Raw genomic sequence first — 13,842 nt, 5'->3', positions numbered from 1 at the left:
GGGGTGCACCCCGCGCCCGCCGGTGCGTTCGCGTCAGTCGACGTCGAGCTGCTGGAAGGCCGTCATGGGGCCGGTGAGGATGCCCCCGTCGACGGGCAGGGTGACGCCGGTGATCCAGGCGGCGTCGTCGGAGGCGAGGAACGCGACGGCGGCCGCGACGTCCTCGGGCTCTCCGATGCGGCCCAACGGGTACAGGGGGACGAACTTGTCGGGCGTGCGGTCGTCCCAGACCCGGGTGCGCACGGTGCCGGGGGCGACGACGTTGATGCGCACGCCCCGGCGCCCGAGGCTGACGGCGAGGTTCTGCGCGAGGGAGACGAGGCCCGCCTTCGCGGCGGAGTAGTCCTCCCCGCCGAACGCCTGGAGCCCGTTGACCGAGCCGACGAGGACGATCGCGCCGCCTCGGGGCAGGTGCGGTGCCGCGGCGCGCACGCAGCGTGCGGGGCCACCGAGGTTGAGGTCGACGCCCGCGGCCCAGGTGGCGTCGTCCATGCCGTCGAGCAGGGTGGGGTGGGGGTGGTCGCCGCCGGCGACGCCGACGAGCACGTCGAGGCGGCCGTGCCGTTCGAGGGTGGCCGCGACGGCGGCGTCGACCGAGGTCCGGTCGCGGACGTCGCACACGACGGCCGAGACGGACCCCGCGGACGTGCTGGCAGAAGGGCCGGCGGAGGAGCGGGACGCGAGCTCGTCCACGATGCGCGCCGCGGCATCGGCGTCGAGATCGGCGACCACGACGGCCGCACCCTCGGCGTGCAGGCGGCGCACGGTGGCGGCGCCGATGCCGTGCGCACCGCCGGTGACGAGCACGACGCGCCCTTCGAAACGTCCGGTCACGGTCTTCTCCTTTGCTGAGGCCCTGTGCGGGCCTCCGTCGATCCCTGGGGTGCCCGACCCTCACAGCGCGAGGCGGTAGCACCTCTCCTCGCCGTACAGGTCGAAGCCCGCCCTGCGCAGGATGCGCGCCGAGGTACTCACGCGTCCCTTGACGAGGGCGAGCGAGGCGCCGGCGCCCTGGGCGATCCGAAGGCGCTCCGCGAGGACGGCACGGTAGGCGCCACGCCCCCGGTGACCGGGCAACGTGCCCGCGCCCCACAACCGGGCGACGGAGCCGAGGCCGGGATGCGGTGCCGACGCGAGCGTGACGCCGCCGGTGGCGACCGGCCCGCCACCGAGGTACGCCACGACGCGAGCCTCCGCACCGTCAGCGCCGAGGGTGCGGGCGGCCTCGGCGAGACGGTCGTCGTCCAGAGGCTGCTGGCCCCACACCACGGTGTCGACGGCGTCGGCGTCGCGCAGCCCTGACACGTCCTCGACCCGCCGCACGACGACCGACCCGCCGCGAGCGCCCGGGGCCACCCCAGAGTGCGGCACGACGGGAGGGTGCGCGTGCTCGCCCAGCGGGAGAGCGAGGACTTCCACGGTGTCCTCCAGGCGCGCCCCGTGCGCGAGCAGCGCACCGGTCAGGTCAGGGGTGCTTCCCGCCGTCACCCAGACGCCGAGGGCGTCGCTCCCCCACGCCCGGGCCCGTTCGACGGCCGCGCACAGCACGTCGTCGGGCGACCGCGTGGAGGCGAGCCCTGTCAGCACGACGCGCCCGCCCGCCCACGCGGGCCATCGCGTGAGGGTGACGTCGGTGGTGACGCGCTCGGCGTCTGGCGGCGCCCAGGACCAGTCGGCCGCGGCGTGGACCACCGAGGGCGGGTCCCAGGCGAGGCTCATGACCGCAACCTAGCGAACGGCGTCCCTCGACGCGGCCCGGCGCGCAGCCCGCACGAGGCCGGCCCGGACCTTCGACGCCCAGGTGCCCGTCACAGGCTGGCGGCGAGGGCGCGCACGACCTCGCCCGCGGGCCCGGTGCGCGCCGCGCGGTACCCCGTGCCCGCCCACAGGTGCAGCCGGTCCGCGTCGCCGGTGGCCGCGGCACGCTGCCGCAGCTCGCGGGTGAGGTGATGCACCTGCGGGTAGCCCACCGGGGCGGCGCGGTCGTGACGCTCCACGAAACCGTTGCGCAGCGCCCGCGCCGGCCGGCCCGTGAAGGCTCGCGTGACGGTGGTGGACCCGAACCGCGGGTCGGCGAGCGCCCCACGGTGCGTGGCAGAGGCGCCCGACTCGTCCGTGCGCAGCAGGAGGGTGCCGACGGCGACGGCCTGCGCGCCCGCCGCGAGGAGACGCGTCACGGCCCGTGGTCCGTCCACTCCCCCTGCGGCGACCAGCGGCAGCCGGGTGCGGGCGGCCACCGCTGCGACGACGTCGGCCGTGGCGCCGTCGTCCACCCGCCGTGCGGGGTCCCACGTGCCGCTGTGCCCGCCTGCGCCGGGTCCCTGCACGACGAGGCCGTCGACGCCGAGAGCCTGGGCGGCCGCAGCCTCCTGCGGTGTGGTGACCGTGACGAGGACGAGGGATCCGGCCGCGCGCAGTGCTGCGACGTCGGACGCGGGCGGCGGCCCGAACGTGCACGACACGACGGGCACGGGGTCGCGGCGCAGAAGGTCCACCTTGGCGTCCCACGCGTCGTCGTCCGCGCGGGTCGGGAGGTCCGCCTCGGGGTCGAGCTCCATGCCGAGCTCCATGCCGAGCTCCATGCCGAGCGCGGCCGCCTCGGGCGCGATCCGGCGCGCGTAGGCCGCGAGCGCCGCGGTGTCGAGGACGGGAGCGCCGTCGGTGGGCGGGACGAAGAGGTTGACGCCGAAGGGGCGGGCGTGGCTGCGTGCGGCGTGGATCTGCGCGGCGAGGGCCTCGGGGTGCTGGTACCCGCCGGCGAGGAAGGGGAAGGCGCCGGCGTCCGCGGTGGCGGCGACGAGGTCGGTGGTGGTGGCGCCGCCGGCCATCGGGGCGGCGACCAGGGGCAGGTCGGAGTCCAGGAGTCGGGTGCCCATGGGGGCATGGTGCCATCCGGCGGCGCTGGGGCATGGTGCCATCCGGCGGCGCTAGGGTCCGGGCATGAGCGTGACGGACGGTCTTCACGGTGCGAGGTCGGGAGTCCCAGGGCGGCTCACGCTCGGGCGGCTGGTCGCGCACGTGCGCGCGGTGGGCGACGGCGTGGTCTCGACGCTGGGACCGGAAGGTGAGCCGCAGGCGGCATACCTGGCCGTGGCGGTGACGGACGTGGGCGAGCTGGTGTTCGACGCGCGGGCGGCCTCGCGCAAGGTGGGCAACGTGGCCCGGGACGGGCGGGTGGCCGTGGTGGTGGGGGGTCCGGGCGGGACGACGCTGCAGGTGCAGGGAGTGGCGGACGTGCCCTCAGGTGCCACCCGCGAGCGGTGCGTCGCGGCGTACGCGGCGGCGTTCCCGCAGTTCGTCGAGTCGTTGTCGGACCCGGGGATCGTGGTGCTGCGGGTGCGGGTCGAGTGGGCGCGGTGGGGGGACTTCCGCGTCTCTCCCCCGCTGCTGGAGGAGACGTCGGGGGGCGTGCGTGCCTGACGCGGCCCACGTGGTGCGGCTGCAGGGCCCGCAGGGGGGTGCGTGTGGAGGCGCTCGCGGCGGACTGCGACGCGTGGGCGGTGCTCGCCGTAACCTCCCTCCATGGAGAGCCGACAGCTGGTGGAGCTGCCTGACGGGTCGCTCCGTGCGCCGGACGGCGTCGTCTATCGCCGCACACCGCAACGCGTCACTCGCCGGCTCGGCAACGACCTGCGTGCAGCCGGTGCCGTCGTCGTCACCGACGTCTATCCCGAGGGCCTGACTCTCTACACCGATGACGCGGCGGACGACGCGTGGTCGGTGATCGCTCCGCGTCTCGTCGTGGGCCGGCGTCCAGCCGTGCAAGACCTTCAATGGGTCGGTCACGTCTGGGCCTCAGACGACGGACACCTGCTCATGCGCTTCGCCGGTGAACACTGACTCAGGTCCCCGGCGCCGGTGACCGAAAGTGGGCTGACGCGCCCTCCAGGTCCAGCTGGAACAGCAGGCTGGTGCGCGGCGTGCCGTCGGGGCGCAGGACCGCTTCGAGGCGACTGCCCACGGGGCGGGCGCCGAGCTTGCGGATGGCGCGCGCCGATCGCTCGTTGCGCTCGTCGGTCTGGAAGGCGAGCCGTGCGGCGCCGGCCGACGCGGCCGCGGAGATCATGAGCGCCTTGACCCGGGCGTTCAGTCCCGTGCCCCAGGTGGCGGGTGCCATGTACGTCGCGCCGATCTCCAGCACCACCGGGTCGACCGGGTCCGCGAAGTGCGACGTCGTCCCCACGACCTCGCCGTCCAGGAGGACGAGCCACGTGCGACACGGCGGGTCGGCGAGCAGCTTGCGCACCAGCCTGGCCCGCAGCTCGCCCGAGTCCGTCGGCCGCCCGCCCGGGACGTGCTCCCACACTCGTTCGTCGAGCGCGGCGAACAACGGTTCGACAGGCGTGTCGGGCGTCAGGGCGTCCAGGCGGAGGTTCCCGTCCGTGAGCTCGGCGGGAAGGTTCGACAGCAGCCGTGCACCCATGGCCGCATCGTAGGGGTCGCACCGTGGGGCCCCACAGGCTCCTCGGCACCTCGGCACCTCGGGCGGGGTCGGGCTCCGCGGGGGCCGTGCACGCGCTACCTCGGCACTAGTCTCGGCGCATGCCTCTCGCTCATGATGTCGCCGGCGACCCCGGCGCCCCCGCCGTCCTGCTCGTGCACGCCGGGGTGGCGGACCGCCGCATGTGGGACGCCGTCGTCCCGGCCCTCGCCCGCTCGTTCCGGGTGATCCGCCCTGACCTGCGCGGCTTCGGCGACTCCCCGCTGCCCGTGGGCGACCCCGGACCGCGGTACACGAACGCGGGCGACCTCGCCGACCTGCTCGACGTCCTCGGCGCACCGGACGCCGCCGTCGTCGGTGCGTCTTTCGGCGGCAAGGTCGCCCTCGAGCTCGCCACGGCGCACCCGGGCAAGGTGCGACGGCTGGTGCTGCTGTGCCCCGCCGCGCCCGACGTCCCCGACACCCCGACGTCCGACGCCTTCGACGCCGAGGAGGCGCGCCTGCTCGAGGCCGGCGACGTCGACGCGGCCACACAGCTCAACGTCACCACCTGGCTCGGCCCGGACGCCGACGACGCAGCCCGCGAGGCGCTCGCCGTGATGCAGCGACGCGCGTTCGACGTGCAGCTCGCCGCGGACGCGGTCGCGAGCGCCGCCAGGGCGCCGGAGCCAGGGCCGGACCCTGTCGAGATCGACCTGGCGGGGGTGCGCGTGCCGACCTTCGTCGTCGAGGGCGCCCACGACATGGATCAGCTGCGGGCGTGCGCACGGCACGTGGCCGCGTCCGTGCCGGGGGCGCAGCTGTCGGTGCTGGACTGGGCGGGACACCTGCCCGTGCTGGAACGGCCCGACGAGGCAGGGGCGCTGCTGGTGGACGTGCTGCGCGACGACCTGGCGGTGCACGCCTCCTGAGGTCGGGCGACGCCAGTGGGCCAGATGCAGGTGGGCTCAGGTGAGCGCGCGGGTCCCGTGCCACGTGAGTGCCAGCAGGCAGGCGTCGTCGCGCTGGTTGGCGCCGACGTCGACGAGCCGGGTCAGGGCCTGACCTGACCGGGCCAGGTGCCCGGCACGGCCGGCGAGGTCGTCCAGCCCCTCACGCAGGGGCAGGTCGCGGCGTTCGACGACGCCGTCGGTGTACAGCACGACGACGTCACCCGGGTCGAGGTGGACGGTGCCCTCGGTGCGCCCGCAGGGCAGGCGGCCCACCCCGAGCGGGGTGGAGCGGCCCGCCCACAGGTACTGAGGGGCGCCGTGACGGCGCACGTGCAGCGGGGGCAGGTGTCCGGCGCACGCGTAGGTGAGGGTGGCGTCGGCGGTGTCCAGCTCCGCGTACAGGACGGTCGAGCCGAATCCGACGTCGTGGTGACGCACGAAGCCGTCGAGGCGGTCGAGGACGGCGGCGGGCCCGAGGCCCGGCTCGGCCAGAGCACGGGTGGCGGTACGCAGCTGGCCCATGGCCGTCGCGGACGCGAGGCCGTGCCCCACCACGTCGCCCATGACGACGGCGAGCACCCCGCCGGTGGTAACAGTGCCTGCGTGCCCCGGCCGCTGATCCGGCTGCTGGCCGGGCTGCGGATGGGGCTGCCGGTCGAGGTCGAAGACGTCGTACCAGTCGCCGCCGACCTCCAGCCCGCTGGTCGCGGGCAGGTACTCGGCGACGATGTCGAGGTCGGCACGCTCGGGCAGGTCGTCGGCCAGCATGGCGTGCTGCAGCTCGTGGGCCACGGACACGCTCTGCTCGGCCAGGCGGGCCCGGTCGAGCGCGACGGCGCCCTGCTGGGCGATCGTCGTCAGGGCGTCCCGGTCGGGCGGCGTGTCGCCGGGCCGGGCGTGCGGCACGACGACGAGGTGCCCCCAGGAACGGTGGACCCCCTCGACCGGCACCACGAGCCGGCCAGGGGTGGGCGTCGTCGGCGGGAGGGGGCCGGGGTCGTGCAGGGTGACGTCGGCGACAGCGGCGTGCCGCCCGACGGCCGCGACCAGCGCGTCGCGGACCTGGGCGACGCCCGCGACTCGGGAGAGCGCGGCGGTGGCCTCCTGCACCCAGCGCAGCTGCTCGGCCCACAGCTGCGAGGCGGTACGGGCCCGCACGAGCTCCTGCTCGAACTCGGCACGGGCGCGGGCGGCGAACATGGCGACGTCGATCTCGTGCCCGCCCCTGCCGTGGGCCGGGGCGCGACGCCGCGCGGTGAGCAGCACCGGCAACGGACCGCCGGGTGTGCGCAGCTCGAGGGCGACGTCCTCCACGCTGCCGCTCAGCGCGAGCGCCGGCGCGACGTGCGTGTCCCAATAGATCCGGCCCCCCACCGTGATCAGGCTGCTCAGCGGCGTGCCGCGCAGGTGCACGGGCAGGCCGTCCACCGGCGGTGGTGGCGTCCGGCCCGGGGCGTGCCCGGCGCTCCAGTGCAGGAAGGTCGCGTTCGCGTCCAGCACCTTGCCGTCCGCGTCCAGGCGCAGCATCGCCACGGGGGCCCTGGACCAGGCGTCGGCGCGGGCGGCCTCGCTCATGCGACGGGCTGCTCTTCCAGCGCCGCGGACTCCTCCTCGTCCTGGGCCAGGTAACTGCGGATCGCGGCGACGAGGACGGCGGGCGCGCTGAGGTTGGGGCAGTGCCCGACGGCGTCCACGACGGTCAGCGTCGATCCCTGCAGGTGGTCGTGGACGTACCGGCCCACCTCCGGCGGCGCGATCGCGTCCTGGCGGCTCTGCACCACGAGGCTGGGCGTGCGCACGGCGGCCAGGTCGGCCCGGTTGTCGGACAGGAAGGTGGTGCGGGCGAAGTGGCGCGCGATCTCCGGGTCGGTGCGGCAGAACGCGGCGGCCAGCTCCTGCCCGATCTCGGGCCGTTCAGGGTTGCCCGTGATCACGGGCGCCATCGCGCGCGACCATCCGAGGTAGTTGGCGTCCATCGTGGACAGCAGCTCGTCGATCTCCTCGGGCGCGAACCCGCCACGGTAGCCGTCGTCGTCGATGTAGCGGGGGCTGGGACACACCAGCACCATCCGGTCGAACAGGTCCGGGCGGCGCACGGCCGCGAGCAGACCGATCATCGCGCTGACGGAGTGGCCCACGAACACCACCGGAGGCAGGGCGAGGTCGTCGAGCAGGGCGATCACGTCGGAGGCGTACCCCTCGAGGGTCGCGTGCCGTCGTGGGTCGTACAACGTGGGGTCCGCGTCGCCCGCACCCGCATGGTCGAACAGCACCACCCGGTGGTCGGACTCGAACTGGGGCGCCACCCAGCGCCACATCGACTGGTCGCAGCCGAAGCCGTGCGCGAACACCATGGGCGGACCGTCCTGCGGACCGGACGTCCGGGCGCCGTGGCGCTCGCTGATCCTCATGTCGCCTCAGGGTAGACGTTCCACCACGGCGCGGGTACCCGCCCGAGCCGTGCCAGGCCCGCCGGCCCACCGCGAGCCCGGCACCCACCCCTGCCGCGAAACCGGGCCGAAACGCGCGACGGGCACGATGGGCCCCGTGATCCTCGCTCCCGAGACCCCGGGCCGGGCGGACGTGCGCGCGCTGCTGGCCGAGCACCTGGCCGACATGCACGCCACCTCCCCCGCGGAGTCGGTCCACGCGCTGGACCTCGGCGCACTGCTGGCACCGACGGTGACGTTCCTGACGGCACGAGACGCCGACGGGGCGCTGCTGGGCTGCGGGGCGCTGAAAGAGCTCGAGCCGGCGCCTCGGCCCGGACCAGGCGCACGAACAGGCGCCGGAGCCGGCTCAGGAACGGGCACAGGGCTCGGCGAGGTGAAGTCGATGCGCACCGCTGCCACGGCTCGCGGCCGGGGCGTGGCCACCGCGGTCCTGGGACGCCTGGTCGACCTGTCCCGCGCTCGCGGCTACGCCCGGGTGAGCCTCGAGACCGGGACGCAGGACTACTTCGCGCCCGCACGCCGGCTGTATGCCCGGCACGGGTTCGTGCCCTGTGGTCCGTTCGGCGCCTACGTCCCTGACCCGTGCAGCGCCTTCTTCACGCTCGACCTGCGCGCGGACGAGCGCCGGGCCCCCACGGCAGGCGTCGGACCCGCCGCCTAGCCTCGCAGGATGGGCGAAGCCACCACGGACCCGGCCGCAGACCAGAGCAAAGACCAGAGCACAGTCCAGAGCACGGCACCTGCCGGGGCCGCCCCGCTGCTGGAGCGTCGGTTTGCCTGGCGCGGCCGCGACATCGCGTGGACGGCCTTCGGCTCGGGTCCCCCGCTGGTGATGTGCCACGGCACTCCCTGGTCGTCGTGGCTGTGGGAGCCGTACGCTCGCGCGCTGGCGGCCGAGTTCACCGTGCACCTGTGGGACTTGCCCGGCTACGGCGCGTCGTCGAAGGATCCCGCGCACGACGTCGACCTGGGCACGCAGGGCGAGGCGTTCGCCGCTCTGCTGGCGCACTGGGCCGGGTCGTGGACGACGACGCACGACGGCACGCGCCCCGCGGGGCGTCCTGGCGTCCGGCCTCACGTGGTCGCCCACGACTACGGCGGCGCGGTGAGCCTGCGGGCGGCGCTGCTGCACGGCGCGCGGTACGCGTCCCTGTGCCTCGTCGACGTCGTCGCGCTGCGCCCGTGGGGATCGCCGTACTTCTCGCTGGTGCGCGAGCACGCCGACGTCTTCACCCGCACGCCCGCCGCAGTGCACCGCGGGGCCCTGGAGGCGTACGTACGCACGGCCGCCCACCGCCCGCTGACGGACACCGCCCTGCGTGCCCTCGTCGCCCCGTGGAGCTCGGAGTCCGGGCAGGCCGCCTTCTACCGGCAGGTCGCCCAGGCCGACGAGCGGTACACCGCCGAGCTGGAGCCCCTGCTCGGCACGCTCGACGTGCCCACGCGCGTGCTGTGGGGCGAGCAGGACGCCTGGATCCCCGTCGACCGGGCGTACCGCCTGGCCGACGCCCTGCCCCGCGCCGACGTGCGGCTCATCCCGCACGCGGGTCACCTGGTGCAGCTCGACGCGCCGGTCGCCCTCGCCTTCGAGCTGCAGCGGTGGCTGTCCGCCGGCACAGGGCGCGACCCGAGGTCGCACGAGGTGACACCGGGTCACGCGGGGTAGCACCGTGCCGCGGCACGCTGTGACCTCCCCGGGTCAGTACCAGCTCGCCCTGGCGTGCTGGAAGATCAGGTTGGTCTCGGTGAGCGCCACGTCCGGGTCGGTGGACAGGTGCTCGATGACGAACTCGTTGAGGGCGTCGGAGTCCGCCGCCGCCACGTGCACGAAGAAGTCGTGCGCCCCGCCCAGCAGGAACACGTTCAGCACCCCGGGCAGCTCGGCGAGGCGCTGCAGGTAGGTGCTCAGCCGGGTCCGCGCCGCGCCGCGCATCTGCACGGCGATCATCGCCTGCAGCGGGTGTCCCGTGCGCCCCGGGTCCACGTCCGCGTGGAACCCGCGGATCACGCCCCGCTCGCGCAGCTGGCGCACCCGCGTCAGGCAGGTGGAGGGCGCGACGCCCGCCCGCGCCGCCAGGGCGTTGTTCGGGATGCGGGCGTCCTCCGCCAGCGCCGCGAGGAGGCGCTGGTCGACGTCGTCGAGCCGTTCCGGTGCCGGCCCGCGCCGGTCCAGGCCCCAGGACGGGTCGGGGCGAACATCGTTCGGCCGGGTGGAGCGGGCGGCACCCCGAGGCGCAGATCGTGACGACATGACCCCAAACTACCGAACGATGTGCGGATTCGTAGTCCCGTGCCGAACGACTCCTCCACAATGGGCGTGAGCGGGGTCACACCTTTCTCCCGCCTCACGGGCCCCGGGTCCCTCCGGCCCGGCACGCAGCCACGCAGCATCCACCCTGGCCACGGTCACCCGCCGCGGTCTCGAGTCTCGAAGGCGAGCCCCATGCGCATCGGCGTCCCGAAGGAAGTCAAGAACCACGAGTACCGCGTGGCCATCACCCCCGCCGGGGTGCACGAGCTCGTCTCGCGCGGCCACGAGGTCACCGTCCAGGCCGGTGCGGGCGACGGCTCCGCCATCACCGACGACGAGTACCGCGCCGCCGGCGCGTCCGTGGTGGGCGACGCCGACGACGTGTGGGCCGGCGCCGAGACGGTCCTGAAGGTCAAGGAGCCCGTCGCCGAGGAGTACCACCGCCTGCGACCCGGGCTGGTGCTGTTCACCTACCTGCACCTCGCGGCCGACAAGGCGCTCACCGAGGAGCTCCTCGCCCGCGACGTCACCGCCGTCGCCTACGAGACCGTGCAGACCCCCGACGGCCGCCTGCCCCTGCTCGCCCCCATGTCCGAGGTCGCCGGGCGCCTCGCCCCCCAGGTCGGCGCCGCCACCCTGCTGCGCGGCGCCGGCGGGCGCGGCGTCCTGCTCGGCGGCGTGCCCGGCGTGCCCGCAGGGCACGTCGTGATCATCGGGGCCGGCGTCTCGGGCATGAACGCCGCCCGCATCGCCGTCGGCCTCGGCGCCCGGGTCACCCTCCTGGACACCAGCGCGGACGCGCTCAAGGCCGCCGACCGCGAGCTCGGTGGCCGCGTGCAGACCCTCGCGTCCAACCGCCTCACCCTCGCCGAGGCGGTCCTGGACGCCGACCTCGTCGTCGGCGCCGTGCTGGTGCCCGGCGCGAAGGCGCCCGTGCTCGTCGACAACGACCTGGTCGCGCGCATGCGCCCCGGCGCCGTGCTCGTCGACATCGCGATCGACCAGGGCGGCTGCTTCGAGGACTCCCGCCCCACCACCCACGCCGACCCCACGTTCCGCGTCCACGACACGGTCTTCTACTGCGTCGCGAACATGCCCGGCGCCGTGCCCCGCACCTCCACGTACGCCCTGACGAACGTGACGCTGCCCTACGTCGTGGCGCTCGCGGACCACGGCTGGCGCGAGGCGATGCGCGCCGACCCCGTGCTGGCGGGCGGCCTGAACGTGCACGACGGCCGCGTCACGAACGCCGGCGTCGCCGAGGCGCACTCCCTGGACCAGGTCGCCGTCACGGACGTGGTGTGAGGTCCTCGCTCAGCGGTCGAGGCCGGCGTCGCGCCGCCGCGGCGGCACGGGCACGCGGTCGAGGTCGGCCGCCACGGTGAGGCCGCCGTCGAACACCTCGCGCGCCTCGCGCTCGAACTCCAGCGGCAGTTCGTCGGGCACGCGGTAGCGCTGGGAGAAGTGCGTCAGGACGAGGTGGCGCACACCGGCGCGGGAGGCGACGACGGCGGCCTGCCGGCACGTCAGGTGCGCCCACCGGGCGGCCAGGTCGGCGTCCCGGTGCAGGAAGGTCGACTCGACCACCAGCAGGTCGACGCCGTCGGCGAGCGCCTCGACCGCGTCGCACAGGCGGGTGTCCATGACGAACGCGACCGACTGTCCCGGCCGGGGCACGGAGACGGTGTCGCAGTGGACGGTGCGGCCGTCGTCGAGGGTGAGCGTGCCCTCGCGCAGCAGCCGGCCCACCGCGGGGCCGGGCGGCACGCCGGCGGCCGTGAGCGCCGCCGGGTCGAGGGAGACGCCGTCGGGCTCGTCCAGCCGGTAGCCGACGGCGTCGATGCGGTGCTCCAGCGGGCGTGCGGTCAGCACGGGGGCGCCCGGGCCGGCGCCGCGTTCGCCGTCGACCCGGGGCAGCGTCGCGACGGGGCCGCCCGCCGCGGTCGGCGCACCGTCGGCGTGCCCGGGTGGGAACGTCACGGGCTGGAGCGCGACCCGCTCGTGGTGGTCGTAGGCGCTGGCGTCCAGCAGGTGGCGCACCCACGGCTCGCCCGATGCGGGGAAGGAGATCGGGACGGTGTGGCGCACCTGGTCGCCGGACAGCCGCTGCGCGACGCCCGCCAGGCCGAGCGAGTGGTCCCCGTGCAGGTGGGTGAGGGCGATGCGGGTGAGGTCGGTCGCGGAGACGCCGGCGAGCGTCATCTGCCGCTGCGTGCCCTCGCCCGGGTCGAACAGGATGGCCTGGTCGTCGAAGAACAGGACGTACCCGTTGTGGTTGCGACCTCGCGTGGGGACCATGCTCGCCGTGCCGAGCACGACGAGCTCACGTCGTGACACGCGGGCTGCTCAGTGGCCCAGGGCGCGCCCGACGACGCGCACGAGGCCGGTGGTGACGTGCTGGACCGGGTGCCACAGGTCGCGGTCGAAGACGGCGGTGCGCCTCGCGGGCCCGCGGTGCAGCCGCCCCGCCAGCCGGGGCTGGGGCGAGGGCGCGGCGGGCGTGGGCTTGAGGGACGGCAGCCCCGCCAGCACCGACGAGCGGTACCGGGCGCCGGGGTCCCACCGCTGGTCGGGCCGCTGTCTCACGTCGTCGGCCATGGGGTCATCCTTGCCCTCGGTGCGAGGGTCCGCAAGACCGCCCGCGGGTCGAGGTCAGGCGGGGAAGCCCTGCGGGTTCTGGGACTGCCAGCGCCACGTGTCGGCGCACATGTCGTCGATCGTCTTGTGCGCGCGCCACCCGAGCTCGGTCTGCGCCCGCGTGGGGTCGGCCCAGAAGGCGGGCAGGTCGCCGGCGCGGCGGGGGCCCACCTCGTAGGGCAGCTCGCGCCCGACGGCACGCTCGAACGCGTGCAGCATCTGCAGCACGGACGTGCCGGTGCCGGTGCCGAGGTTGAACGCGCGCACCGGCTCGGCCATCGCGTCCAGGTGGTCCAGCGCGGCGACGTGCCCGGCGGCGAGGTCCTCCACGTGCAGGTAGTCCCGCTCGCACGTGCCGTCCGCGGTGGGGTAGTCGTCACCGAACACCACGAGCTTGTCGCGCTTGCCGACGGCGACCTGGGCCAGGAACGGCATGAGGTTGTTCGGGATGCCCTGCGGGTCCTCGCCGATCTGTCCCGACGGGTGCGCGCCCACCGGGTTGAAGTAGCGCAGCAGCGCCACTTTGAGCCCGTCGACGGCGACCGCGGCGTCGGCCAGGATGCGCTCGATCATCACCTTCGTCTGCCCGTAGGGGGACGACGACGACAGGTACGCGTAGTCCTCGCGGTAGGGCACGGGCGCGTCCTGGCCGTACACGGTGGCCGAGGAGGAGAAGACGAGGCGCGGCACGTCGTGGCGGCGCATCGCCTCCAGCAGCGACAGCGTGGAGTCGAGGTTGTTGCGGTAGTACTCCAGCGGCTTGGCCACGGACTCCCCCACGGCCTTGAAGCCCGCGAAGTGCACCACGGCGTCGAACTTCTCGTGCGCGAACAGGCGCTCGGTCTTGTCCGCGTCGGTGAGATCCAGCGCGTGCACGGGCACGTGCACGCCCGACAGCGACTCCAGGCGGCTCATCACCGTGGGCTTGCTGTTGGAGAAGTCGTCCACGACGACGACGTCGTGCCCGGAGGCGACGAGGGACAGGACGGTGTGGGAGCCGATGTACCCGGCGCCGCCGGAGACGAGAACGCGCATGGGCCCAGCCTAGGGCGTGGACGTGCCGTGCCGGACGCGCCGTCCGTGAGCGCTGCCTGTGAGCGCTGCCTGTGAGCGCGGTCCCCGGCGCTG

The 13,842-nt window shown here is 75.0% G+C and carries 16 protein-coding genes; 6 read left to right on the top strand and 10 right to left on the bottom strand.

Going from position 1 to position 13,842, the window contains the following annotated elements; all coding sequences use genetic code 11:
* Positions 1 to 33: 33 nt before the first annotated feature.
* From ACFT55_RS13420 to ACFT55_RS13410, 3 genes are all read right to left on the bottom strand, one after another.
* Positions 34 to 834 carry an SDR family NAD(P)-dependent oxidoreductase gene (locus tag ACFT55_RS13420; protein ID WP_380244333.1) on the bottom strand — a complete coding sequence of 267 codons (801 nt, stop codon included), beginning with the start codon at positions 832 to 834 and terminating at the stop codon, positions 34 to 36.
* Between the two features lie 60 nt (positions 835 to 894).
* On the bottom strand, positions 895 to 1,719 hold the full coding sequence (locus tag ACFT55_RS13415) for a hypothetical protein (RefSeq protein ID WP_380244332.1): 825 nt from the start codon (positions 1,717 to 1,719) through the stop codon (positions 895 to 897).
* Positions 1,720 to 1,808: 89 nt separating this feature from the next.
* Positions 1,809 to 2,876: a nitronate monooxygenase gene (locus tag ACFT55_RS13410; protein ID WP_380244331.1), complete on the bottom strand. Its 1,068-nt coding sequence runs from the start codon at positions 2,874 to 2,876 to the stop codon at positions 1,809 to 1,811.
* Positions 2,877 to 2,940: 64 nt separating this feature from the next.
* Between ACFT55_RS13410 and ACFT55_RS13405 the strand changes: the two genes are divergently transcribed.
* Complete coding sequence (locus ACFT55_RS13405; protein WP_380244330.1) at positions 2,941 to 3,420, top strand: pyridoxamine 5'-phosphate oxidase family protein; 480 nt, start codon at positions 2,941 to 2,943, stop codon at positions 3,418 to 3,420.
* A gap of 102 nt (positions 3,421 to 3,522) precedes the next feature.
* On the top strand, positions 3,523 to 3,840 hold the full coding sequence (locus ACFT55_RS13400) for a hypothetical protein (protein ID WP_380244329.1): 318 nt from the start codon (positions 3,523 to 3,525) through the stop codon (positions 3,838 to 3,840).
* A gap of 1 nt (position 3,841) precedes the next feature.
* Here the strand turns inward: ACFT55_RS13400 and ACFT55_RS13395 are convergent, their stop codons facing one another.
* Entirely contained in the window at positions 3,842 to 4,423 is a 582-nt protein-coding gene (locus tag ACFT55_RS13395) for a GNAT family N-acetyltransferase (protein ID WP_380244328.1), read from the bottom strand.
* 119 nt (positions 4,424 to 4,542) lie between these two features.
* On the opposite strand from ACFT55_RS13395, the gene ACFT55_RS13390 reads away from it, so the two are divergent.
* Positions 4,543 to 5,352, top strand: coding sequence for an alpha/beta fold hydrolase (locus ACFT55_RS13390; protein WP_380244327.1), 810 nt, complete (start codon positions 4,543 to 4,545; stop codon positions 5,350 to 5,352).
* A gap of 36 nt (positions 5,353 to 5,388) precedes the next feature.
* Here the strand turns inward: ACFT55_RS13390 and ACFT55_RS13385 are convergent, their stop codons facing one another.
* Complete coding sequence (locus ACFT55_RS13385) at positions 5,389 to 6,948, bottom strand: PP2C family protein-serine/threonine phosphatase (protein ID WP_380244326.1); 1,560 nt, start codon at positions 6,946 to 6,948, stop codon at positions 5,389 to 5,391.
* Positions 6,945 to 7,784, bottom strand: coding sequence for an alpha/beta fold hydrolase (locus tag ACFT55_RS13380; protein ID WP_380244325.1), 840 nt, complete (start codon positions 7,782 to 7,784; stop codon positions 6,945 to 6,947). Before ACFT55_RS13380 ends, ACFT55_RS13385 begins: the two co-directional genes overlap by 4 nt.
* Positions 7,785 to 7,911: 127 nt before the next feature.
* Here ACFT55_RS13380 and ACFT55_RS13375 point away from each other — a divergent pair, with 127 nt between their 5' ends.
* Together ACFT55_RS13375 and ACFT55_RS13370 are read left to right on the top strand one after the other, a co-directional pair.
* On the top strand, positions 7,912 to 8,487 hold the full coding sequence (locus ACFT55_RS13375; RefSeq protein ID WP_380244324.1) for a GNAT family N-acetyltransferase: 576 nt from the start codon (positions 7,912 to 7,914) through the stop codon (positions 8,485 to 8,487).
* Between the two features lie 9 nt (positions 8,488 to 8,496).
* Positions 8,497 to 9,492 (top strand): alpha/beta fold hydrolase, encoded by a 996-nt coding sequence (locus ACFT55_RS13370; RefSeq protein WP_380244323.1) that lies wholly within the window; start codon positions 8,497 to 8,499, stop codon positions 9,490 to 9,492.
* Positions 9,493 to 9,525: 33 nt separating this feature from the next.
* Here ACFT55_RS13370 and ACFT55_RS13365 read toward each other — a convergent pair whose 3' ends face one another.
* A complete protein-coding gene (locus ACFT55_RS13365; protein WP_380244322.1) occupies positions 9,526 to 10,077 on the bottom strand; it encodes an Lrp/AsnC family transcriptional regulator in 552 nt (183 codons plus the stop codon).
* 192 nt (positions 10,078 to 10,269) lie between these two features.
* Between ACFT55_RS13365 and ald the strand changes: the two genes are divergently transcribed.
* Positions 10,270 to 11,382: an alanine dehydrogenase gene (ald, locus tag ACFT55_RS13360; protein ID WP_380244321.1), complete on the top strand. Its 1,113-nt coding sequence runs from the start codon at positions 10,270 to 10,272 to the stop codon at positions 11,380 to 11,382.
* A 9-nt stretch (positions 11,383 to 11,391) separates the two neighbouring features.
* On the opposite strand, the gene ACFT55_RS13355 is transcribed toward ald, so the two are convergent.
* From ACFT55_RS13355 to galE, 3 genes are read right to left on the bottom strand one after another with little or no spacing between them, the layout of a single operon-like run.
* The gene (locus ACFT55_RS13355; RefSeq protein WP_380244320.1) at positions 11,392 to 12,414 is read right to left on the bottom strand and encodes a ribonuclease Z; all 1,023 of its coding nucleotides are present in this window, start codon (positions 12,412 to 12,414) and stop codon (positions 11,392 to 11,394) included.
* A gap of 9 nt (positions 12,415 to 12,423) precedes the next feature.
* Positions 12,424 to 12,675: a hypothetical protein gene (locus ACFT55_RS13350; protein ID WP_380244319.1), complete on the bottom strand. Its 252-nt coding sequence runs from the start codon at positions 12,673 to 12,675 to the stop codon at positions 12,424 to 12,426.
* A gap of 54 nt (positions 12,676 to 12,729) precedes the next feature.
* Complete coding sequence (galE, locus tag ACFT55_RS13345) at positions 12,730 to 13,749, bottom strand: UDP-glucose 4-epimerase GalE (protein WP_380244318.1); 1,020 nt, start codon at positions 13,747 to 13,749, stop codon at positions 12,730 to 12,732.
* Positions 13,750 to 13,842 lie beyond the last annotated feature (93 nt).

Source organism: Isoptericola sp. NPDC057191, assembly GCF_042670225.1.
Classification (GTDB): domain Bacteria; phylum Actinomycetota; class Actinomycetes; order Actinomycetales; family Cellulomonadaceae; genus Isoptericola.
Note: the sequence above shows the minus strand (reverse complement) of the source record. Positions and strands in the feature narration are given on the sequence as shown.